This is a genomic window from Agromyces sp. CCNWLW203, assembly GCF_036576125.1.
Taxonomy (GTDB): domain Bacteria; phylum Actinomycetota; class Actinomycetes; order Actinomycetales; family Microbacteriaceae; genus Agromyces.
Map to the genome: position 1 here is coordinate 200,288 of NZ_JAZHYX010000005.1, position 20,666 is coordinate 220,953.

Here is a 20,666-nt window from a genome sequence, read left to right on the forward strand (position 1 = left end):
ATGGTCGACGGAGACGCTTCACCCATTGCCGCAAGCGCGGGCGACGAGACATCCGCTCAGATGCGGTGGAACGGCTGGGGCGACCCTGTGAAGGCGAAGGAGCTGCCGCTCGCGGTGCGGGCACTGCTGCCCGTGATGCTCGGGCGCGTTCCGAAGCCCGAGGCCGCCGCGGCGCTCGACGAGGTCGAACTCGCGCCGTCGGCACTGGATGCAGCCGATCGGGCCGCGCTCGCCGAGATCGTCGGCGAGGCGAAGGTCGCGACTGATGACGAGTCGCGCATCCGACACTCCGGGGGGCGCTCGACGCCCGACCTGCTGCGCCGGCGCGCCCGCCGACAGGATGCCCCCGACGCGGTCGTCTCCCCGGCCGACCATGCCCAGATCGTCGAGGTGCTGCGACTCGCGGGCACTCGCGGCATCGCCGTCGTGCCGTTCGGTGGCGGCACGAGCGTCGTGGGCGGGCTCGACCCGGAGCGCGGCATGCACCAGGCGGTGATCGCGCTCGACCTGCGCCGACTCACCGGTCTCCGCTCCCTCGACGAGACGAACGGCGAGGCCGTGCTGCTCGCCGGCACGACGGGCCCCGAGGCCGAGCGGCTGCTCGGCGAGCACGGGTTCGAGCTCGGGCACTTCCCGCAGAGCTTCCGCTATGCGACCATCGGCGGGTTCGCCGCAGCGCGCTCCTCGGGCCAGAACTCCGCGGGCAACGGACGCTTCGATGCGATGGTCACGGGCCTCCGAGTCGTGACCCCGACCGGCGAACTCGACCTCGGGCGCGCGCCGGGCTCGGCCGCCGGCCCCGACCTGCTGCGGCTCTTCCTCGGGTCGGAGGGGGCGTTCGGCGTCATCACCGAGGTGCGGGTGCGCGTGCACCGCGCGCCCGAGGCGCGCCTGGCCGAGGCCTGGACCTTCCCCGACTTCGCCGCGGGCGCCGACGCGCTGCGCCGGGTCGCGCAGTTCGGCACCGGCCCCACCATCATCCGTCTCTCCGACGAGGCCGAGACCGGAGTCTCGCTCGCCCAGGTCGGGCGCATCGGCAAGGCGCTCGCGAAGGGCGCGAGCGCGATCACGATCTTCGAGGGCGATGCCGAGGTCGCGGCCGAGCGGCAGGCCCGCACGGCCGAGGTGCTGCGCGAAGCGGGCGGCGTCTCGGCCGGGCCCGCCGCCGCCGAGGAGTGGGTGCACGGCCGATTCAACGCCCCGTACCTGCGCGACGCCCTGCTCGACCACGGCGTCTTCTGCGAGACCCTCGAGACCGCGACCACGTGGTCGAACCTCGAGCGGCTGAAGCGCGAGGTCACCGCCGCGATCACGGGCGGCTTCGCCCTGCAGCACGCCAAGTCGCTCGTGCTCTGCCACGTTTCGCACGTCTACCCGACCGGTGCTGCGCTCTACTTCACGATTCTCGCGGGGGTGAAGGGCGACCAGCTCACCGCATGGGAGCCGGTGAAGACCGCGGTGAACGACGCGATCATGTCGGGCGGCGGCACCATCAGCCATCACCACGGCGTCGGCCGCGATCATGCCGCCTGGCTCGAGCGGGAGATCGGCCCGGTGGGCCTGCGGATCCTCCGCGCGGTGAAGGCCGAGCTCGACCCGGCCGGCGTCATGAATCCGGGTGCGCTCCTCGAGCCCGTGGTCGCCGCAGGCAGCGTCGCGGCTCCCGAACCCTGGAGTAACTGAGATGACCGGGCACATCGTCGTGCTCGTCAATCCCAGTTCGGGGCGTGGTCGCGGTGCTGCTGCCGCGGCCCGGGCCGTCGAGCGCCTCGAGGCACTCGCCGACGATGTGCGCGTGCTCACGGGCGATTCGGTCGACGACACCCGTCGGCTGGCGCGCGAGGCCGTTGCGAGCCGCCCGCGAGCGCTCGTGGTCGTCGGCGGCGACGGCACGCTCTCCTCGGTGCTGAGCGCCGTCGTCGGCTCGGGCGTGCCGATCGCGCTCGTGCCGGCCGGCACCGGCAACGACCTCGCCCGCGCGCTCGGCCTGCCGTTCGAGGCATCCGACGCCGCCTCGGCGGCCGCAGAGCTCGCCCTGAACGGCACGCCCCGCGCGATCGACGTCGGCGAGGTGGAGTCGTCGGCGGGCGTCGCGCACTTCCTGACCGTCGCGGCGCTCGGGTTCGACGCGCACGTCAGCGAGCGCACGAACCGGCTCACCTGGCCCCGCGGGCGCCTCCGCTACTACGTGGCGCTCCTCATCGAGCTCGCCCGCCTGCGCCCGATGCCGTTCTCGGTCGCGTTCGACGGGGGCGCGGCGCTCGCCATGCCGGGCACCCTCATCGCCGTGGGCTCCACGCGCAGCTACGGCGGCGGCATGCCGGTGTGCCCCGATGCCGACCCCGCCGACGGCCTGCTCGACGTCACGCACGTCGCGCCGCTCGGGCGGCTGAAGCTCGTGCGCCTCTTCCCGCTGCTGCTCCGCGGCACGCATGTCGATCGACCAGAGGTGACGACCGTACGGTCGTCACTCGTCGAGGTCGATGCGCCGGGCCTCGTCGTCTACGCCGACGGCGAGCGGGTCGGCGCCGGACGCGCCCGCATCCGGGTCGTGGCCGGCGCGCTCACGATGCTCGTGCCCGTGGCGGTCGCGGCGACGAGCGAACCCCAGGAGCTCGCAGCATGACCGGCTTCGACCACGACGTCGTGATCGTCGGCTCGGGCTTCGGCGGCTCGGTGGCGGCGCTTCGCCTCGCCTCGAAGGGGTATCGGGTGCACGTCTACGAAGCGGGTCGCCGCTTCGAGGACGCCGACTTCGCGAAGACCTCGTGGAACCTGCGGCGCTACCTCTGGGCACCGGCGATCGGATGCTTCGGGGTGCAGCGCATCCACAAGCTGCCGCACGTCATGGTGCTGGCGGGCGCCGGGGTCGGCGGCGGGTCGCTGAACTACGCGAACACGCTCTACGAGCCCGGCCCGGCGTTCTTCGACGACCGCCAGTGGCGGGGCCTCGCCGACTGGCAGGCAGAGCTCGCCCCGCACTACGCGACGGCGAGGCGCATGCTCGGCGTCGTCGCCGAGTACCCGCACTCGGGCCCGGTCGAGCAGATCATGGCGGATGCCGCGAACGACCTCGGCGTCGGCGCCACCTTCCGGCGGGCGCCCGTCGGCGTCTGGTTCGGCCGCCCCGGCGAGACCGTGCCCGACCCGTTCTTCGGCGGCGATGGCCCCGACCGCACCGGGTGCACGCTCTGCGGCAACTGCATGGTCGGTTGCCGGGTCGGCGCGAAGAACACGCTCGCGAAGAACTACCTCGCGCTCGCCGAACGGCTCGGCGCGACGATCGAGCCGCTCCGCACCGTCGTCGAGGTGCGTGAGCGCCCGGGCGGCGGCTTCGACGTGACCACCGTGCGGAGCGGCGCCTGGTTCGGCCGCGATCGCCGCACGGTGACCGCCGAGCAGGTCGTGCTCGGCGCCGGCACGTGGGGCACGCAACAGCTCCTGCACCGCATGAAGCAGTCGGGCGCCCTGCCGCGACTGCCCGATGCGCTCGGCCGGCTCACGCGTACGAACTCCGAGGCCCTCGACGGCGCCGTCGCGGTCTCGGTACCCGAGGGCCTCGGGCTCGCGAGCGGCGTCGCGATCACCACCTCGTTCCACGTCGACGAGCGCACGCACGTCGAGAACGTGCGGTACGGACCGGGATCGAATCTCATGGGCATGCTCGCGACGACGCTCGTGCCCGGTGGCCGCCCGCTGCACGTACGGCTCGGGGCGTTGATCGGGGGTGCGCTGCGGCATCCGATCGCCACCCTTCGTCTCAGCTCGCTGCATCGCTGGAGCGAGCGCGGGATCATCGCGCTCGTGATGCAGACTGTCGACAACTCGCTCACGCTCTCGCTACGTCGCCGCTTCGGTCGACTGGTGCTCACGAGCGCGCAGGGCGAGGGCGAGCCGAACCCCGGCCACCTGCCGGGTGCGCACCTCGCGGCGCAAGCGATCGCCGCGCGCCTGCAGGCCGCGGGCGGCGTTCCGGCGGCCGCACGGGGCTCGTGGCCCGAGGTCTTCGGCATCCCGCTCACCGCGCACTTCCTGGGTGGGGCCGTCGTCTCGGGTGCGCCCGAGGACGGGGTCGTCGACACGTATCACCGCGTCTGGGGCCACCCGGGGCTGCACGTGGTCGACGGCGCGGCGATGCCGGCGAACCCCGGCGTGAACCCGTCGCTGACGATCACCGCGATGGCCGAGCGCGCACTGTCGTACTGGCCGCGCCGGAGCGGAGTCGACGCGCGGCCGACGCAGGAGAAGATGCTCGCCGGGCGGAGGTGAGGCGCTGCGGGCCGTGCCGGCCGTGGTGGACGGCTCGGCCCAGCCGACCTCACCCGGCTCTGTCGACCGATGCGGCCCGCGAGTAGCGTAGGCGCCATGTCCGAGTTCCCGGATTTCTCAGACCTGCGCGCCCTCTATGTCAACTGCACGCTGAAACGAAGTCCCGAGCCGAGCAACACTCAGGGACTCATGGATGCGAGCATCGCCCTCATGCGCGAGCGCCACGTGCACGTCGACACGTTGCGATTCGTCGACCTCGACGTCGCGACCGGGGTCTACCCCGACATGCGCGAGCACGGCTGGCCGGTCGACGCCTGGCCGGGCGACGTCTGGCCGCTCGTCGAGGCCGCTGACATCCTCGTGATCGGCGGGCCGATCTGGCTCGGCGACAATGCCTCGGTCACGAAGCGGTTCGTCGAACGGCTCTACTCGATGAGCGGCGAGTTCAACGATCGCGGCCAGTACGTGTACTACGGCAAGGTCGGCGGCGCGATCATCACGGGCAACGAAGACGGCATCAAGCACTGCGCGATGAACCTGCTCTACAGCCTGCAGCACATCGGCTACACCGTTCCGCCCGGAGCCGATGCCGGCTGGATCGGTGAGGCGGGCCCTGGCCCGAGCTATCTCGACCCCGGTTCCGGCGGACCCGAGAACGACTTCACCAACCGCAACACGACCTTCATGACCTACAACCTGCTGCACCTCGCGCGGCTCCTGAAGGACGCGGGCGGTTTTCCGGTCGGCGGCAACCTGCGAGGCGAATGGGACGCCGGCGAGCATTCCGGCTTCGAGGCGAACCCCGAGTACCGCTGAAGACGAGCTCGTCGACTCGCCGGGCGCAGCATAACCGGTTGGGACCGGGCGCGGAATCGCGCGCCCGAACCCGGGACGAACGGGTCTGAATCGTTCAACAATTTGGACGCGCGCCTCTTGAGCCCGGGCGTCTGCGATCCCTAGGCTCCGAATACGTCTCGGGGGAAACGGTCGCATCGACTCCCTCGGATTCGTGTCGCATTCGCGCCATGCCATCTCGCAGAGGAGAAGAACATGACCAACGGCTCTCCATCACGCAATCGACGCTCGATCACGCTCGCCGCCGCGGCAGCGCTCGCGCTCGCCGCCCCGCTCGCCGCGGGTTCCCCGGCCCTCGCCGACGCCAATTTCCCGTCGCCGAACGGCAACACCAACACCGCCAGCATCGCCGACTACGCCGACCTCGTCGCCGAACTCGACAAGCTCGAGGCCACCTCCCGCTTCGGGCTCGACACCTTCACGCTCGCCGAAGCCGGCACCGCGGTGAACACCTCCGAGACCGGTCGCGACCTCTACGTGGCGACCGTGGGCAACGGCCCCGAAGCCGTCTGGCTGCAGGGCCGCATCCACGGCAACGAGCCCTACGGCACCGAATCGCTGCTCGCGGTGCTGAAGGAGCTCGCCGCCAACGGGTCGCCCGAGTGGCAGCTGCTGCGCGAGACCTACACGTTCCACGTCATCCCGATGTACAACCCCGACGGGTCCGAGCTGAACATCCGTCACACCGTGCTGCAGGACGGCACCGAGAAGCGGATCGACCTCAACCGCGACTGGGGCGTCGGTAAGTTCGAGGCCGCCGAGTCGGAGGCCTTCTACGAGTACTGGACGATGGTCGACCCCGCGTTTGCCATCGACATCCACCACCAGGGGCTGAAGACCGAGCGCGGCGACGGCGACGAGGTCACCCTCTCGCTCGGCGTCTCCCTCGCCCCGGGCGGGCCGACGCTCCCCGGCATCCAGGGCGGTGCGTACGACGTGCTCACCCGTCAGATGCAGGTGCACGTCTTCGACGAGCTCTCGAAGTACGGCTACATCAACATCGACCGGTACGACGTCGGCCGCGGCATCGAGATCGACATCAAGGGCGGCGTGGTCTCGGCCATGATGCTCGGGCTCGACCACGACGGGCTGAACCCCGAGGGCCACAGCAACCCGGCGATCTTCTTCGAGACGAGCGGCAACACGAGCGACAGCAGCCTCGGCCAGAAGGCGCGCGGCAAGTCGATCAAGCAGAACGTGCTCGCGCTGCAGGAGCTGCTCGTCGGCATGGCGACCGGTGAAGTGCAGCAGGAGGACCCGGCGCGCTGGGACGAGATCCCGCACGCACCGGTGGTCGGCTACCAGACCGACACGGGAGTGATCCCGGCGTCCTTCTGAGGCGCTGAGCGCTGACACAGGAGTACAGCGACGGCCGGTCCCGATTCGGGGCCGGCCGTCGTCGTGCGCGACGCGGTCGCGCCGTGGAGGTGCGTCGCTACGCCTCGACGAGGGCGCGCCTGACGATGCTCGTGAAGAAGCCGAGGCCGTCGACGCCCGAGCGCATCGCGGCGGCGGTGTCGGGGCCGAAGCCGGGCTCGACCGCATGCTCGGGGTGCGGCATGAGGCCGACCACGTTGCCGCGGTCGTTCGAGATGCCGGCGATGTCGCGAAGCGAGCCGTTGGGGTTCACGTCGACGTAGCGGAAGACCACCCGGCCCTCGCCTTCGAGCCGGTCGAGCGTCTCATCGGAGGCGATGAATCCGCCCTCGCCGTTCTTCAGCGGGATGGTGATCTGCTGGCCGGCCTCGAACTCGCCGGTCCAGTCGGTCGCGGCGTTCTCGACCGTGAGCACCTGGTCTCGGCAGATGAACGAGCCGTGGTCGTTGCGGATGAGCCCGCCCTCGAGGAGGCCCGCCTCGGTCAGCATCTGGAAGCCGTTGCAGATGCCGAGCACCGGCATGCCGGAGTTCGCGGCGGAGACGACCTCGGTCATGATCGGGCTGAGCGAGGCGATCGCGCCGCAGCGCAGGTAGTCGCCGTAGCTGAAGCCGCCGGGCAGGATCAGCGCGTCGACGCCCTCGAGGTCGTGCGAGCCGTGCCAGAGGGCGACGGGCTCGGCACCGGCGAGGCGCACCGCACGCTGGGCGTCGCGGTCGTCGAGCGAGCCGGGGAAGGTGATGACACCGATGCGCATGGCGAACCCGCTCAGTGCGTTTCGCCGGCGGGCGCGCCGAAGCCGTCGTCGGTGACGGATGCCGCGTCGGAAGCCTCTTCGGCCAGCTCCGCGTTCGTCACCTCGTAGTGGATGCCGACGACGTCTTCGATGACGCCGTTGGAGAGGATCTCCTCGGCGATCTCCTTGACGCTCGCCTTGAGCGCGTCGTCGACGGGTCCGTCGACGGTCAGTTCGAAACGCTTGCCGATGCGCACGCCGCTGAACCCGGTGCGTCCGGTGCGGGCGAGTGCGCCGGCGACGGCCTTCCCCTGGGGGTCGAGCAGTTCGGCTTTGGGCATCACGTCGACGACGATGGTGGGCACCGCGGTTCTCCGTCCGGTGTCGAAAGTGTGGATGCGTCGATTCTACCGGGGAGAAGCGCGGTGCCCGGCATCGGTGCGGCTGAGCACTCAGTGACAGGTGCTCAGCGCCGAATACTCACCGCAGGGTGCTCAGCGACGCCGCAGTCCCTTGATGATGAGGGAGAGCGCGACGACCGCCGCGGCACCCACCGCGATGACCCGGCCGGGGTTCTCCTTGTACTGCGCCTTGACGTAGGCGACGCCGTCGTTCGCGGCCTCCTTCGCCGCGGCCGCGGCGGCGTTCGCCTGCTCGGCGATGGCGTCGATCGCCTCGTTCGCGTTGCCCTTCGCGTCATCGATCAGCGCGTGCGCCGTATCGGACGCCCGGTCGGCGGTGTCGCTTGCAGCGTCGGCGGCGCGCTTCGCGGCATCCGATGTCGAGGAGGCGGCATCGGCCGCGGTCTTCGAGACCTTCGCCGAGGCGTCTGCTGCGGCATCCGAGGCGCGCTTGGTGACGTCGCCGACGGCGTCGCCTGCTCGGGCGGCGGTGTTCTGTGCGGCGGACCCTGCATTCGTGATGGTTCGGTCGGTGTCGGACATGATGCTCCCTCCATCGGATGATCGAGTCATCGTACGCTCGCGAGCCGCAAGCGACCCGGATCGGCCGGTGGGCTTGCCACGGCCCGGTCAGGCTGGTAGTAGCTCGCCGCAGCACCGTGGGGGGCCGCCGCATCGACGGATTTGTGCGCTCGTCGGCGGTATATAATGAACGTAAGTTCATTGAAAGGTTGAATCGGATGCCGCGGACGGCGGAGCAGAACGAATCGGCGAGGGCGGCGACCCGTGAGGCGATCGAGACCGCCGCCGTTCGGGTCTTCGCCCGAAGAGGTTTCGCGGACTCGAACATGCGCCAGATCGCCGCCGAGGCCGGGCTCAGTGCCGGATCGATCTACCGGCACTTTGCGAGCAAGGAGGAGTTGTTCGAGGCGCTCCTCGGTCAGGCCTCCGACGGACTCCGGGCGACTGCTGCCCACCTGTCGAGCGACGGCGACCCGCTCGAACTGCTCCGCGGGTTCACCGAGATGTACCTCGCCGACCTTGCGAAAGGCGAGGGGGCGGCCGAGTTCTTCATGGTGGTGAACCATGGCTTCACGACCGACACGCCGGCCGGAATCGGGGCCAGGCTCGCGGTGGCGCAGCGCGCGCTCTGGGATGCGGTCGCTGCGCTCGTGCGCCGCGGGCAGAGCGCTGGGCGGTTCGCGGCGGGCGACCCTGTCCGCGTCGCCGCCAACTACTTCGCCCTGCTGACAGGGCTCACCATGATGCACCTCGCGTTGGGCGACACGCTGCCGGAGCCCGACGTCGACCTGGTGCTGCGAACACTCATCGGAGGAACTGGGAAATGATCGAGATCAAGCGGGGCGACGAGCTCGGCGAGGAGTATCGGCGACCGATCACCGAGGTACTCGTGAACGGCTTCGCCGAAGACTTCGAGTTCTTCTCGAAGGATGCGCGGGTGCTCGCCGACGCCTTCGAGCACATGGTCATCCTGGAGCGGTTCCACGTCGCGCTCGTCGACGGCGAACCCGCCGCCATCGCGTCGGTCACCGAAGGTGCGCAGGAGTGCTTCGCGCCAGAACGGCAACCGATCGAACGAGCACTCGGCCGGATGCGCGGCGCGATCAGCTACCGGATCGTCCGTAGCCAGTTCGTCGGGGCGTACGACGGTGCACGTGACGGGCTCGCGGAGATCGGGTTCGTCACGACTGCGCCCGAGCATCAGGGCAAGGGAGTGGCCACCGCGCTCATGCGTGAGTTGCTCGAGCTGCCGTACGACGAGTTCGTCCTACGCGACATCAAGGACACGAACGCCCCGGCCCTCGGGCTCTACCGCAAGCTCGGCTTCACCGAAAGCCGACGTCGTCCTGTGCGGTTCGCCAAGCGCGCAGGCTTCTCGGCCTACGTTTCGATGAGCCTCCGCCAAGCCTGACGAACCACGACGGTTCAGTCGGGCACGCCGGAGTCTGCGCCCGTGGCGTCACGCGAGCCCCGCCCGCTCCAGCAGAACGGTCTTCAGGGTCTCGCGCGTGGCGTCGAGCCCGCGGTGCACCTCTTCGAAGCTCGTCGAGAGCGGCGACAGGCCGATGCGGAGCCCGCCCGGGTCGCGGTAGTCGGGGATCACGTCCTGCTGCCAGAGCCGGGCGGTGACCTCGCGCATCGCGGGATGCTGCAGCGTGACGTGACCGCCGCGCTCCTCGGGTTCGGCGGGGGAGGCGAGGGTGACGCCGAGGGGAGCGAGCCAGTCGTCGGCGAGGGTGATCGCGAACTCGGTGAGCGCGACCGACTTCTCGCGGAGGGCCGGCATTCCGGCCTCCTCGATCATCGCGAGCGTCTCCTCCATCGCGAGCATGCCGACGATCGGCGCGGTGCCCGAGAGGAAGCGACGGATGTCGGGAACGGGCTCGTACTCGGGCCCCATCGCGAACATGTCGGTCGTGCCCCACCAGCCCTGGATCGGCTGGGCGATGGCCGCCTGCAGGTCGTCGCGCACGTAGGCGAACGCCGGCGAGCCGGGGCCGCCGTTCAGGTACTTGTAGGTGCAGCCGACGGCGAGGTCGAAGCCCCAGAGGTCGGCCTTCACCGGCACCGACCCGGCCGAGTGGCAGAGGTCCCAGAGGATCAGGGCGCCGGCGTCGTGGGCGATGCGCGTGAGCTCGGGAGCATTCGCGAGATAGGCCGACCGGTAGGCGACGTGCGAGACGACGACGAGGGCCGTCTCGGGGCCGACGACGGCGGCGAGCTGCCGGGGCGAGACGCCGGCCGAGGTGTCGACCTCGATCCAGCGCAGTCGCATGCCGCGCTCGCGGGCGATGCCGTCGAGCACGTAGCGGTCGGTCGGGAAATTGTCGGTGTCGACGACGATCTCGCGCCGGTCGGGGTCGCGCGCGATCTGGGCGTCGACGGCCGCACGGGCGAGCTTGTAGAGCAGCACGGTGGTCGAGTCGCCGATGATCGTCTGCCCGGCCTTCGCCTCGATCACGGAGCGCCCGATGCGGTCGCCGATCTCGGTGGGCAGCTGCAGCCAGGCCTCGTCCCACCCGCGGATGAGGCGCCCGCCCCAGTCCTCCCGCAGGAACCGCTCGACGCGCTCGATCGCCGAGACCGGCGGGCGGCCGAGCGAGTTGCCGTCGAAGTAGACGAGGTCGGTCTCGGCGCCGGCGAAGCGCTTGCGGTAGTGCGCGAGCCCGTCGGCGCGGTCCATGCGGCGGGCGAAGGCGAGGTGCGGGTCGTGGGTCACCGGTGCTCCAAATCGAGGTAGGGCTGCAGGTCTTCGGCGGGCGAGAGGTCGGCGGTCGCCAGCCAGTCGGGGAACTCGTCGAGGCTCGCCGGGGGTTCGCCGGGCACGAAGGTCGCGAGGGCGCCGTCGACCGCGACCGGCCACGGATCGGTCAGTGAGGCGATCACGGCGGATGCCCCGAGGCCCGCGCGCACGAGCAGCGCGAGCTCGGCGGGGTTCACGCCGAGCGGCTGCTCGCCGTTGCCGAGGTCGGTGCCGTAGAGTACGCGCCCGCCGGCGGCGTAGAAGCGGCCGAGGTTGTCGAGCGCGACTTCGGTCTCGGCGGTCGGCTCGCCGTAGCCCGTGACGAAGAGCGTCGAGATCCAGCATTGCCCGGCCGCGACGGCGCGGGCGATGAGTTCGTCGTCGAGTCGCTCGGTGAAGGGCGTGTGCGCGAAGGCGTCGACGCCGGCGTCGATCGCGAGCTGCGACATCCCCTCGCCCTCGACGTGCGAGACCACGGGCACGCCGGCGGCGTGGGCGTTCGCGACGACCGCGGCGAGCGTCACCGCGTCGAGCACCGGGCCGGCCGCCCGGTTCAGTGCGACCTTGATGACGGATGCCCCGAACGCCAGTTGCTCGCCGACCGCCCGCTCAGCGGCGGTCGGCAGGGCGGCGCGCTCGTCTCCCGGTTCGACGACGATCTCGCGGGCGCTGCCGGGCGAGGCCCACGGCCGGTCGGTCGGATAGCCCCCAGGTGCCGTGAGGAAGCTGCCCGCGAAGGCGACCCGCGGCACGCCGTCGCGATGCGCGTACGCCGCGATCGTGTCGAGCGGCCCGCCGAGGTCGACGACGCCCGCGAGCGCGGTGTCGCGCAGGGCGTCGGGCCCGACGAGCATGAGGTGCACGTGGTGGTCGATCAGCGGGGGCAGCATCGTGCCCGTCTCGCCGGGGTGCTCGGCGCTCATCGATCGTCGAACGCGCCGCGCACGGGGCCCGAGGTCGAGAGCTCCGAGCGGTCCGTGATCGAGCGGGCCGGGCATGCTCAGCCCGGGATCTCGGTGCGCACGGCGTACAGCTCGGGGAAGAAGGTGAGGTCGAGCGCCCGGCGCAGGAAGCTCGCGCCGCTCGACCCGCCCGTGCCGGTCTTGTTGCCGATGATGCGCTCGACGGTCTTCAGGTGGCGGAAGCGCCAGAGCTGGAAGTTGTCCTCGAGGTCGACGAGCTCCTCGCACGTCTCGTAGGCCGCCCAGTGCTCGCCGGTGTCGGCGTAGATCGAGGCGAACACCGGCACGAGTTCGGGGGAGAAGGTCCACGCCTGGGTGACGTCGCGCTCGAGGATCTCGACCGGGATCGGGTACCCGGCGCGATCGAGGAGCCGGAGGAACTCGTCGTACAGGCTCGGCGACTCGAGGGCATGGCGGAGGATCGCGCTCGCCGCGGCATCCGACTCGAAGACCTGCATCATCTTCGCGTTCTTGTTGCCGAGCACGAACTCGACCGCGCGGTACTGGTACGACTGGAACCCGCTCGCGTTGCCGAGCACGCCGCGGAACTGCCCGTACTCGGTCGGGGTGAGCGTCGCGAGGACCGACCACTGCTCGGTGAGCGTCTTCTGGATGTGCTTGACGCGCGCGATGCACTTCAGCGCAGGGGCGAGTTCGTCGGCGCGCAGCAGGTCGCGCGCGGTCTCGAGCTCGTGCAGCACGAGCTTCAGCCAGAGCTCGGTGGTCTGGTGCTGGATGATGAAGAGCAGCTCGTCGTGGTGCTCGGGCCGGCTGATCGGGCGCTGGGCGCTCAGCAGCGTCGGCAGGTCGAGGTAGCCGCCGTAGCTCATGCGATCGCTGAAGTCGGTGACGACGGATGCCTCGATCGTGCGGGTGTTGGCCTCGACGCCGTCGATCGCGCGGTCGGGTTCAGTCGGCACAGTAGTCACGGCACCAGCCTAACCACGCGGGCGGGCGCCGGACCCGGCCGTCGTCAGGTGGCCTTCGTGCCGGCCGGCTCTGCGGAAGTCGCGGCGGCCGTTGCGGCGCCCGGGTTTGCGGCCGTGCCCTCACCGTCGGCGGCGTCATCCGTCGACGACCGCACCTCCTTCTTCAGGATGTGCATCGACTGGCCGAGGCTCTTCGCGAGCGCCGGCAGCTTCGGCGCACCGAAGAGCAGCAGGATGACGAAGACGACGATGAGCATGTGCCAGCCGGTGAGATTCGCGAACATGTACCCAGACTTCCCTGTCGAGTGGTCGTACGGCTAGTGCCGATCTGCACCAGCAGAACACATCTGACGTCAGATGTCCAGTGCACGCCGTGCTACGGTGATCGCCGGAATCGTTGAATCGAGGAGCCGCCATGTACGTCGACCTTCCGGAGCCCGAACTCCGCAGCTATCTCGGCAGCGGTCGCGAGCCCGCCGATTTCGACGAGTTCTGGGCCGGCACGCTCGCCGAGGCGCGCAGCTTCCCGATCGAGGCGACCATGACGGCCGCACCGACGCCGCTCGTCACCGTCGACGTCTTCGACGTGAGCTTCCGCGGGTTCGGGGGCCAGCTCGTGCGCGCCTGGCTGCGCGTGCCGGCCGGCACCACCGAGCCGCTCCCGACGATCGTGCAACTGCACGGATACGGCCGCGGCCGCGGCGACGCCGTCGAGAACCTGCTCTGGGCGTCGGCCGGATACGCGCACCTCGAGCTCGACACCCGCGGCCAGGCCTGGAGCGGCTCGCGCGGTGCGACCCCCGACGACGCCGGCTCCGGCCCGCAGGTGCCCGGGTTCCTGACCCGCGGCATCGAGAGCCCCGAGGGGTACTACTACCGGCGCCTCATCACCGACGCGGTCAGGTTGACGGATGCCGCGCCCGACCTGCCGCTCGTCGACGAGACGCGCCTCGTGGTCACCGGCATCAGCCAGGGCGGCGGCCTCGCGCTCGCGGTCGGCGGGCTCGTGCCCGGGCTCGCGGGCGTCGTCGCGCGCGTGCCGTTCCTCTGCGACTTCCCGCGCGCCACCGTGATCACCGATGCGCGCCCCTATCGCGAGATCGCCGAGTACCTGGCGCACTACCGCGATCGCACCGAGGCCGTGCTCGACACGCTGTCGTACTTCGACGGCGTGAACTTCGCGCGTCGGGGCACGGCGCCGCTGCACGTGACCGTGGCCCTCATGGACGCCGTGTGCCCGCCGTCGACGGTCTTCGCGGCCTACAACAACTCCCCGGCGCCGAAGTCCATCACGGTGTGGCCCTACAACGGCCACGAGGGCGGCGGCGTCGACGACGACGTGCTCGCGCTCGCCGCGTTCGCCGAGATGGTCGGCTGAGCGGGGCGTTGCCGGGTGCGCCGTGCCGCCGACGCCGTGGACGACATCGCGGCCGGCGCCGGGAGACCGCGCCGGCTCAGTGGCGGGCTTCGGCCTTGTCGAGCGCGCGTCGCAGCGGCAGGTAGTGCTCGATGACGGCTCGGCGGTAGCGGGCCGCGTCGCCTGAAGTGGCCGCCTCGAGCATCGCGCCGTGCGCGCGGGCGGTGTCGACGATGTCTTCGGCCGGCGCAAGCCCGAGCATCGGGTAGACGACCGTGTTGACCTCCCAGAAGGCGGCGACGAGCTGGCCGACGAGGGCGTTGTCGAGGTAGCCGAGCAGCCGCGTGTGGAAGGCGAGGTCTTCGGCGGCGAACGCCTCGCCGACGGCCGCCTTCGCCGTCATCGCCGCGACGAGTCGATCGAGTTCGGGGTCGTGGGCGCCGTCGAGCGCGGCCACGACCTGCTCGGCCATGGCGAGGTCGAGGGCTTCGCGCACCTCGACCACTTCGCGGAGGGCGGCGACGCTGTCGTCTTGGTCGACCACTCCGCGGAAGACGAGCCCCTCGACGAGCGGGGCGAGTGAGAGCTGGCCGACATAGGTGCCGTGGCCGTGGCGCACCTCGACGATGTCGAGCGCCGCGAGGGTGCGCATGGCCTCGCGCACGCTCGACCGGCTGACCTCCAGCCGGGCGCAGATCTCGGCCTCGGTCGGCATGAGGTCGCCGGGGCGCAGGCCCTCGGTGAGGATGAGGTGCTTGATCTGGTCGGTGACCGACTCGCGGCGACGCGATGGCGCGGAGAACATCTGCGTCACAGTCAGATCACGTGTTGTCATCTTCGGCTTGACCTCTCGCTCGGTTGGGGCTAGCTTCAGTGTACTCAGATACGACGTCTGATGTCCGATATCCAGGAGAATTCATCCAATGTTGAAGGAAACGCTCCGAGTGGAGACCAGCCGCAGGGTCTTCCTCCAGGCCGCCGGTGCCATGGGAATCGTCGCAACGCTGGCCGCATGCAGCGGCCCGGCCTCGACGAACAAGCCGGCCGCGACCGAGGCCGGTGCGCCGGTCGACAAGAACGGCACCATCGATGCGGGCATCTCGTATCCCCTCTCCACCGGCTTCGACCCCATGACGACCACGGGCGCCGTCACCGTCGCCGCGAACTGGCACACGCTCGAAGGACTCGTCGAGCTCGACCCGATCAGCCGCGAGCCCTACGCAGCCCTCGCCGCCGACCTGCCGGCCGCCGACAGCACCACGATCACGGTGGCGCTCCGCAAGGGCGCAGTCTTCCACGACGGCAGCCCGGTCACCGCCGACGACGTGGTCTTCTCCTTCCAGCGCGTGCTCGACCCCGCGAACAACTCGCTCTACCGCACCTTCATCCCCTTCGTGTCGGGCATCGAGAAGGTCGACGAGAACACCGTCGAGATCACGCTCAACCAGAAGTTCTCGCTCGCCGTCGAGCGACTCTCGGTCGTCAAGATCGTGCCGCAGGCGATCGTCACCGCCGACCCGGCCGCGTTCGACGCGCTGCCCACGGGCACCGGCCCCTACAAGATCACGAGCGCCGTCAAGGACGACAAGCTCACCTTCGAGCGCAACGACGCCTACACCGGCACCCGCCCGGCGCTCGCCGCCGCGATGACCTGGAACCTGCTGTCGGATGCCGCGGCTCGCGTCACCGCGGTGCAGTCGGGCCGGGTGCAGGCCATCGAAGACGTGCCCTACATCGACGTCGCGAACCTCTCCAAGGACTCCACGGTCGAGTCTGTGCAGTCGTTCGGCCAGCTCTTCATGATGTTCAACTGCGAAGCCGCCCCCTTCGACGATGTGCGCGTGCGCCAGGCGTTCCGCTATGCGATCGACTACGACAAGCTCGTGAACGTCGGCATGCTCGGGCAGGCGACCCCGGCGACGAGCTACCTGCAGCAGGAGCACCCGTCGTACCAGAAGGCGAAGACCGTCTACACGTACGACGTGAAGAAGGCGAAGAAGCTGCTCGCCGACGCCGGTGTCGGAGACCTCTCGATCACGCTGCTCGCGACCGACACCAGCTGGGTGAAGGACGTGCTGCCGCTCATCAAGGAGGACCTCGACGCCGTCGGCATCGCGACCACCATCGACGCGAACCAGTCGGGCGCCCAGTACAAGATCGTCGACTCCGGCGCCTACACCGTCATGGTCGCCCCGGGCGACCCGTCGGTGTTCGGCAACGACGCCGACCTGCTGCTGCGCTGGTGGTACGGCGCCGACACGGTGTGGCCGTCGAAGCGGTTCCGCTGGGCGGACTCCGACGGCTTCGCCGAGCTCACGAAGCTGCTCGACGACGCCGTCGCGACCGGCGACACCGAGAAGCAGGCGAAGCTCTGGGGCCAGGCGTTCGACCTGATCGCCGAGGAGTGCCCGGTCTACCCGCTCGTGCACCGCAAGCTCCCCACCGCGTGGGACGCGGACGCGCTCGCCGACTTCGAGCCGCTCGCCTTCACCGGCCTGTCGTTCCTCGACGTGGCACGCCGAGGCTGATCCGACCACCGGGGGTCGGCCGCCTGGCCGGCCCCCGGTTCTTCTTGAGGAGCAATACCCCGTGACCACGCTGCTGCGGCTCATGGTCCGCCGACTGGCGGTCCTGCCCATCATGGTGCTCGGCATCACCGCCCTCGTGTTCTTCGTGATGCAGTTCGCCCCCGGCGACCCCGCGATCAACGCGCTCGGCGAGAGTTCGTCGGAGGAGGCCCGCGAGGCCTACCGCGAACAGGCCGGCCTGAACGACCCGATCCTCGTGCAGTACCTGCGCTTCCTCGGAAACCTGCTGCGCGGCGACCTCGGCGCCACGGTGCCGCCCGCCCAACCCGTCTCCGAGGCGATCGCCACGGCATTCCCGCTGACCCTGCAGCTGACGCTCCTCGGCCTCCTCATCGCGGCCGTGCTCTCGCTCGTCATGGGCGTGACCGGGGCGCTCTACCGCGACCGCTGGCCCGACCAGCTCACTCGCGTGCTCTCGATCGCCGGCATCGCCATCCCGTCGTTCTGGCTCGCGATCCTGCTCATCCAGTCGTTCGCACTCGGCCTCGGCTGGTTCCCCACCGGCGGCTACGTGAACCCCGCCGACTCGTTCTCGGGGTGGCTGAACTCGATGACGCTGCCCGCGATCGCCCTCGGCATCCCCGTCGCGGCCTCGCTCACCCGGGTCGTGCGCACCTCGATGGTCGAGGAGCTCGACCGCGACTACGTGCGTACCGCGATCGGCAGCGGGCTGCCCCGCCACGTCGTCGTCGGACGCAACGTGCTGCGCAACGCCCTCATCACCCCCGTGACCGTGCTCGGCCTCCGCATCGGCTACCTGCTCGGCGGCGCCGTGGTCATCGAGGTCATCTTCGACCTGCCCGGCATGGGCAAGCTCATCCTCAACGGCGTCACGAACAACGACATCAACCTCGTGCAGGGCGTCACGCTCACGATCGCCCTGACCTTCGTGCTCGTCAACATCATCGTCGACATGCTCTACCTCGTCATCAACCCCAGAATCCGGACGGTGTAACGATGCGTCGCTCACTCGCCGAACGGCTGAGCACCCCCGGCCAGCGCTTCGGCGCCATGCCGGTGGGGGCGAAGATCGCCGTGTTCTTCCTCGTCCTCGTGGTCCTCGTCGCGATCTTCGCGCCGCTCGTCGCCCCGTACGACCCCCTCAAGTCGGGCATCCCGGCCCAGCCCCCGTCGTGGGAGCACTGGTTCGGCACCGACCGCAACGGCCGCGACATCCTCTCGCGCCTGATCTACGGCGCGCGGTACTCGCTCGCCATCGGCCTCGGCGCGACCACGATCGCGCTCATCGTCGGATCGATCGTCGGATCGATCGCCGCGACGGGCCCGAACTGGCTGCGCGAGGTCGTCATGCGCATCCTCGACATCATCATGTCGTTCCCCGGCATCGCGCTCGCGATCGTCTTCGTCGCCGTCTTCGGCAAGGATCTGCCGGTGCTCATCTGCACCATCGCGTTCCTGTACGTGCCGCAGATCGCCCGCATCGTGCGCGCCAACGTGCTCGCCCAGTTCGGCGAGGACTACGTCGCTGCCGAACGCGTGATGGGCGCCCGCATCTCGTACATCCTGTTCTGGCACGTCGCCCGCAATTGCGCCGCCCCCATCCTCGTGTTCGTCACGGTGCTCGTCGCCGACGCGATCGTGTTCGAGGCGAGCCTCTCGTTCATCGGCGCGGGCGTGCAGGATCCGGCCCCGTCGTGGGGCAACATCATCGCCTCGGGCCGCAACCTCCTGCTCAGCGACGGCTGGTGGGCGACGTTCTTCCCGGGCATGGTGATCCTCATCACGGTGCTCTCGCTGAACATCCTCGCCGAGGGCGTCACCGACGCGCTCGTCAAGCCGGGCGCGAGGCGGCGCACGGTCGACGCGGCGACCGAGACGGCGACGGCGGATGTCGCCCTCGACGCGACCGTCGAGTCGGAGTCGGGATACGACCCGATCCCCGACACGGCGTCCGTGGTCGTGCTGACGACCGCGACCTCCGCCATCGGCAGGGAGGCGGCCGAGGCGGCGGCCCGCAGCGGAGCACTGCAGGCGCACCTCGCCGAACTGCGCGAGGCCGAGGCATCCCGAACCGACCGGCTCGTCTACACCGGCGATGCCGAGCCGCTCCTCGAGGTTCGCGACCTCAGCATCCGCTTCCCCGAGCGGCACGGCGATGTCGCGGTGGTCGACGGCGTGAGCTTCTCGGTGCGACCCGGCGAGACCATGGCGCTCGTCGGCGAATCCGGGTGCGGCAAGTCGATCACGAGCCTCGCGATCATGGGCCTCCTGCCCGACACCGCGGTCATCACCGGGCAGGTGCTCTTCCAGGGGCGCGACCTGCTCATGATGCCGCCGAAGGAGCGGCAGGCGCTGCTCGGTCACGAGATGGCGATGGTCTACCAGGACGCACTGAGCTCGCTGAACCCGTCGATGCTCGTGCGCACCCAGCTGGGCCAACTCATCAAGCGCGGCGGCACCCGCACCGCCGAGGAGCTCATGCGCCTCGTCGGCCTCGACCCCGACCGCACGCTCAAGAGCTACCCGCACGAGCTCTCGGGCGGGCAGCGGCAGCGCGTGCTCATCGCGATGGCGCTCACGCGCAGCCCCAAGCTGATCATCGCCGACGAGCCGACGACGGCCCTCGACGTCACGGTGCAGGCCCAGGTCATCGACCTGCTCAACGAGCTGCGCGAGAAGCTCGGCTTCGCGATGGTCTTCGTCAGCCACGACCTCGCCCTCGTCGCCGAGCTCGCCCACAAGGTCACCGTGATGTACGCGGGCCAGGTCGTCGAGTCGGCGCCGACGACGAGCCTGCTCACGCGGCCGCAGCACGAGTACACCCGGGGCCTGCTCGGTTCGGTGCTCTCGATCGAAGACGCCGCCGACCGCCTGCACCAGATCCCCGGCACCGTGCCGTCTCCGCGCGACTTCGCGACGGGCGACCGGTTCGCGCCGCGATCTGTCGAGGGCCGCCCGGTCGGCGACGCTCGGCCCGAGCTGCGCCCGCTCGACGGCACCGATCACTACTACGCAGCGCGCGCCGACGAGGCCGAGCTCCGACCGGAGGGGACCCGATGAGCGGCGACGAGATCCTGCGCCTCGACGACATCCACGTGGTGCACAAGGCCCGCACGGGCACCCTCTTCAAGCGCGACCGGGTGCACGCCGTCAACGGCGTGAGCATGGCGCTGCGCCGGGGCGAGACGATCGGCATCGTCGGTGAGTCGGGCTGCGGCAAGTCGACCCTCGCCCGCGTGATGGTGGGCCTGCAGGTGCCGACGTCGGGCACGGTGAGCTTCCGCGGGGCGCCGCTCGAGCGCCGCACCTCGGCGATGCGCGCCGAGTACGGCCGCGCGGTCTCGGTCGTCTTCCAAGATCCCTCCACGGCATTGAACACGCGGATGTCGGTGCGCGACATCCTGCTCGACCCGCTGAACGTGCACGGCATCGGCACGAAGGTGCAGCGCGAATCGCGCGTCGTGGAGCTGCTGCAGCTCGTCGGACTCCCGGCGTCGGCGGCCGAGGTGCTGCCCGGCCAGGTCTCCGGCGGCCAGCGGCAGCGGGTCGCCATCGCACGGGCGCTCGCGCTCGACCCCGACGTGATCGTCGCCGACGAGCCCACGAGTGCGCTCGACGTGTCTGTGCGCGCCCAGATCCTGAACCTCCTGAGCGACCTGAAGGAGCGGCTGAACCTCGGCATGGTCTTCATCTCTCACGACATCCAGACGGTGCGCTACGTCTCGGACCGCATCGTCGTGATGTACGCCGGACGCATCGTCGAGGAGGGGCCGGCCGACGACGTGCTCGCCGACCCGCGCGACGAGTACACGCGCACCCTGCTCGGCGCGGCGCCGAGCCTGCTGCACCACCGGTGAGCCCGGCGGGGCGAGCGTCGCCCGCGCCGGGAACCGACTGACCGGGAACCGACTGAACAGCGGATCACCAGAACCGCGAACCACCAGAACCACGAACCACCAGGAGCTC

The 20,666-nt window shown here is 70.4% G+C and carries 19 protein-coding genes and 1 pseudogene; 12 read left to right on the forward strand and 8 right to left on the reverse strand.

Annotated elements, in window-relative coordinates; all coding sequences use genetic code 11:
* The 5 genes from VPH61_RS13125 (at position 1) to VPH61_RS13145 (ending at position 6,462) form a co-directional block, all read left to right on the forward strand.
* A complete protein-coding gene (locus VPH61_RS13125; RefSeq protein WP_332063949.1) occupies positions 1 to 1,683 on the forward strand; it encodes an FAD-binding oxidoreductase in 1,683 nt (560 codons plus the stop codon).
* A 1-nt stretch (position 1,684) separates the two neighbouring features.
* Positions 1,685 to 2,626, forward strand: coding sequence for a diacylglycerol kinase (locus VPH61_RS13130; protein ID WP_332063950.1), 942 nt, complete (start codon positions 1,685 to 1,687; stop codon positions 2,624 to 2,626).
* Positions 2,623 to 4,269, forward strand: coding sequence for a GMC family oxidoreductase (locus tag VPH61_RS13135; protein WP_332063951.1), 1,647 nt, complete (start codon positions 2,623 to 2,625; stop codon positions 4,267 to 4,269). Before VPH61_RS13130 ends, VPH61_RS13135 begins: the two co-directional genes overlap by 4 nt.
* Before the next feature lie 96 nt (positions 4,270 to 4,365).
* Entirely contained in the window at positions 4,366 to 5,085 is a 720-nt protein-coding gene (locus VPH61_RS13140; protein WP_332063952.1) for a flavodoxin family protein, read from the forward strand.
* Positions 5,086 to 5,319: 234 nt separating this feature from the next.
* Positions 5,320 to 6,462: a M14 family zinc carboxypeptidase gene (locus tag VPH61_RS13145; protein WP_332063953.1), complete on the forward strand. Its 1,143-nt coding sequence runs from the start codon at positions 5,320 to 5,322 to the stop codon at positions 6,460 to 6,462.
* Between the two features lie 97 nt (positions 6,463 to 6,559).
* Here VPH61_RS13145 and purQ read toward each other — a convergent pair whose 3' ends face one another.
* The 3 genes and pseudogenes from purQ to VPH61_RS13160 form a co-directional block, all read right to left on the reverse strand.
* Positions 6,560 to 7,258 carry a phosphoribosylformylglycinamidine synthase subunit PurQ gene (gene purQ / locus VPH61_RS13150; RefSeq protein ID WP_332063954.1) on the reverse strand — a complete coding sequence of 233 codons (699 nt, stop codon included), beginning with the start codon at positions 7,256 to 7,258 and terminating at the stop codon, positions 6,560 to 6,562.
* A gap of 110 nt (positions 7,259 to 7,368) precedes the next feature.
* Positions 7,369 to 7,602, reverse strand: a pseudogene (gene purS / locus VPH61_RS13155) (phosphoribosylformylglycinamidine synthase subunit PurS); the annotation flags it as partial.
* A gap of 129 nt (positions 7,603 to 7,731) precedes the next feature.
* The gene (locus VPH61_RS13160) at positions 7,732 to 8,181 is read right to left on the reverse strand and encodes a hypothetical protein (RefSeq protein ID WP_332063955.1); all 450 of its coding nucleotides are present in this window, start codon (positions 8,179 to 8,181) and stop codon (positions 7,732 to 7,734) included.
* A 197-nt stretch (positions 8,182 to 8,378) separates the two neighbouring features.
* Here VPH61_RS13160 and VPH61_RS13165 point away from each other — a divergent pair, with 197 nt between their 5' ends.
* Both VPH61_RS13165 and VPH61_RS13170 read left to right on the forward strand, forming a co-directional pair.
* The gene (locus VPH61_RS13165; protein WP_332063956.1) at positions 8,379 to 8,987 is read left to right on the forward strand and encodes a TetR/AcrR family transcriptional regulator; all 609 of its coding nucleotides are present in this window, start codon (positions 8,379 to 8,381) and stop codon (positions 8,985 to 8,987) included.
* On the forward strand, positions 8,984 to 9,571 hold the full coding sequence (locus VPH61_RS13170; protein ID WP_332063957.1) for a GNAT family N-acetyltransferase: 588 nt from the start codon (positions 8,984 to 8,986) through the stop codon (positions 9,569 to 9,571). The genes VPH61_RS13165 and VPH61_RS13170 overlap by 4 nt, the downstream gene beginning before the upstream one ends.
* 48 nt (positions 9,572 to 9,619) lie before the next feature.
* On the opposite strand, the gene VPH61_RS13175 is transcribed toward VPH61_RS13170, so the two are convergent.
* The 4 genes from VPH61_RS13175 to VPH61_RS13190 all read right to left on the reverse strand — a co-directional run bounded on the left by VPH61_RS13175 (position 9,620) and on the right by VPH61_RS13190 (position 13,078).
* A complete protein-coding gene (locus tag VPH61_RS13175) occupies positions 9,620 to 10,843 on the reverse strand; it encodes a kynureninase (RefSeq protein WP_332064107.1) in 1,224 nt (407 codons plus the stop codon).
* Positions 10,844 to 10,875: 32 nt separating this feature from the next.
* The gene (locus VPH61_RS13180) at positions 10,876 to 11,826 is read right to left on the reverse strand and encodes a hypothetical protein (protein WP_332063958.1); all 951 of its coding nucleotides are present in this window, start codon (positions 11,824 to 11,826) and stop codon (positions 10,876 to 10,878) included.
* A 77-nt stretch (positions 11,827 to 11,903) separates the two neighbouring features.
* On the reverse strand, positions 11,904 to 12,761 hold the full coding sequence (gene kynA, locus VPH61_RS13185; RefSeq protein ID WP_332064108.1) for a tryptophan 2,3-dioxygenase: 858 nt from the start codon (positions 12,759 to 12,761) through the stop codon (positions 11,904 to 11,906).
* Positions 12,762 to 12,838: 77 nt separating this feature from the next.
* Positions 12,839 to 13,078: a twin-arginine translocase TatA/TatE family subunit gene (locus VPH61_RS13190; RefSeq protein ID WP_332063959.1), complete on the reverse strand. Its 240-nt coding sequence runs from the start codon at positions 13,076 to 13,078 to the stop codon at positions 12,839 to 12,841.
* 131 nt (positions 13,079 to 13,209) lie between these two features.
* Here VPH61_RS13190 and VPH61_RS13195 point away from each other — a divergent pair, with 131 nt between their 5' ends.
* The gene (locus tag VPH61_RS13195; protein ID WP_332063960.1) at positions 13,210 to 14,172 is read left to right on the forward strand and encodes an acetylxylan esterase; all 963 of its coding nucleotides are present in this window, start codon (positions 13,210 to 13,212) and stop codon (positions 14,170 to 14,172) included.
* Between the two features lie 76 nt (positions 14,173 to 14,248).
* Here the strand turns inward: VPH61_RS13195 and VPH61_RS13200 are convergent, their stop codons facing one another.
* A complete protein-coding gene (locus VPH61_RS13200; protein WP_332063961.1) occupies positions 14,249 to 14,956 on the reverse strand; it encodes a FadR/GntR family transcriptional regulator in 708 nt (235 codons plus the stop codon).
* Positions 14,957 to 15,074: 118 nt separating this feature from the next.
* Between VPH61_RS13200 and VPH61_RS13205 the strand changes: the two genes are divergently transcribed.
* From VPH61_RS13205 to VPH61_RS13220, 4 genes are all read left to right on the forward strand, one after another.
* Complete coding sequence (locus tag VPH61_RS13205) at positions 15,075 to 16,679, forward strand: ABC transporter substrate-binding protein (RefSeq protein ID WP_332063962.1); 1,605 nt, start codon at positions 15,075 to 15,077, stop codon at positions 16,677 to 16,679.
* 61 nt (positions 16,680 to 16,740) lie between these two features.
* On the forward strand, positions 16,741 to 17,694 hold the full coding sequence (locus tag VPH61_RS13210) for an ABC transporter permease (protein ID WP_332063963.1): 954 nt from the start codon (positions 16,741 to 16,743) through the stop codon (positions 17,692 to 17,694).
* A gap of 2 nt (positions 17,695 to 17,696) precedes the next feature.
* Positions 17,697 to 19,760 carry a dipeptide/oligopeptide/nickel ABC transporter permease/ATP-binding protein gene (locus VPH61_RS13215; RefSeq protein WP_332063964.1) on the forward strand — a complete coding sequence of 688 codons (2,064 nt, stop codon included), beginning with the start codon at positions 17,697 to 17,699 and terminating at the stop codon, positions 19,758 to 19,760.
* Positions 19,757 to 20,557, forward strand: coding sequence for an ABC transporter ATP-binding protein (locus tag VPH61_RS13220; RefSeq protein WP_332063965.1), 801 nt, complete (start codon positions 19,757 to 19,759; stop codon positions 20,555 to 20,557). Before VPH61_RS13215 ends, VPH61_RS13220 begins: the two co-directional genes overlap by 4 nt.
* The last annotated feature ends 109 nt before the right edge of the window (positions 20,558 to 20,666 follow it).

Excerpts from the sequence above, each read along its gene's own strand:
- VPH61_RS13125 (WP_332063949.1), top strand. The coding sequence starts at position 1 with ATGGTCGACGGAGACGCTTCACCCATTGCCGCAAGCGCGGGCGACGAG.
- VPH61_RS13130 (WP_332063950.1), top strand. The coding sequence starts at position 1,685 with ATGACCGGGCACATCGTCGTGCTCGTCAATCCCAGTTCGGGGCGTGGT.
- VPH61_RS13135 (WP_332063951.1), top strand. The coding sequence starts at position 2,623 with ATGACCGGCTTCGACCACGACGTCGTGATCGTCGGCTCGGGCTTCGGC.
- VPH61_RS13140 (WP_332063952.1), top strand. The coding sequence starts at position 4,366 with ATGTCCGAGTTCCCGGATTTCTCAGACCTGCGCGCCCTCTATGTCAAC.
- VPH61_RS13145 (WP_332063953.1), top strand. The coding sequence starts at position 5,320 with ATGACCAACGGCTCTCCATCACGCAATCGACGCTCGATCACGCTCGCC.
- purQ (WP_332063954.1), bottom strand. The coding sequence starts at position 7,258 with ATGCGCATCGGTGTCATCACCTTCCCCGGCTCGCTCGACGACCGCGAC.
- VPH61_RS13160 (WP_332063955.1), bottom strand. The coding sequence starts at position 8,181 with ATGTCCGACACCGACCGAACCATCACGAATGCAGGGTCCGCCGCACAG.
- VPH61_RS13165 (WP_332063956.1), top strand. The coding sequence starts at position 8,379 with ATGCCGCGGACGGCGGAGCAGAACGAATCGGCGAGGGCGGCGACCCGT.
- VPH61_RS13170 (WP_332063957.1), top strand. The coding sequence starts at position 8,984 with ATGATCGAGATCAAGCGGGGCGACGAGCTCGGCGAGGAGTATCGGCGA.
- VPH61_RS13175 (WP_332064107.1), bottom strand. The coding sequence starts at position 10,843 with ATGGACCGCGCCGACGGGCTCGCGCACTACCGCAAGCGCTTCGCCGGC.
- VPH61_RS13180 (WP_332063958.1), bottom strand. The coding sequence starts at position 11,826 with ATGAGCGCCGAGCACCCCGGCGAGACGGGCACGATGCTGCCCCCGCTG.
- VPH61_RS13190 (WP_332063959.1), bottom strand. The coding sequence starts at position 13,078 with ATGTTCGCGAATCTCACCGGCTGGCACATGCTCATCGTCGTCTTCGTC.
- VPH61_RS13195 (WP_332063960.1), top strand. The coding sequence starts at position 13,210 with ATGTACGTCGACCTTCCGGAGCCCGAACTCCGCAGCTATCTCGGCAGC.
- VPH61_RS13200 (WP_332063961.1), bottom strand. The coding sequence starts at position 14,956 with ATGTTCTCCGCGCCATCGCGTCGCCGCGAGTCGGTCACCGACCAGATC.
- VPH61_RS13205 (WP_332063962.1), top strand. The coding sequence starts at position 15,075 with ATGTTGAAGGAAACGCTCCGAGTGGAGACCAGCCGCAGGGTCTTCCTC.
- VPH61_RS13215 (WP_332063964.1), top strand. The coding sequence starts at position 17,697 with ATGCGTCGCTCACTCGCCGAACGGCTGAGCACCCCCGGCCAGCGCTTC.
- VPH61_RS13220 (WP_332063965.1), top strand. The coding sequence starts at position 19,757 with ATGAGCGGCGACGAGATCCTGCGCCTCGACGACATCCACGTGGTGCAC.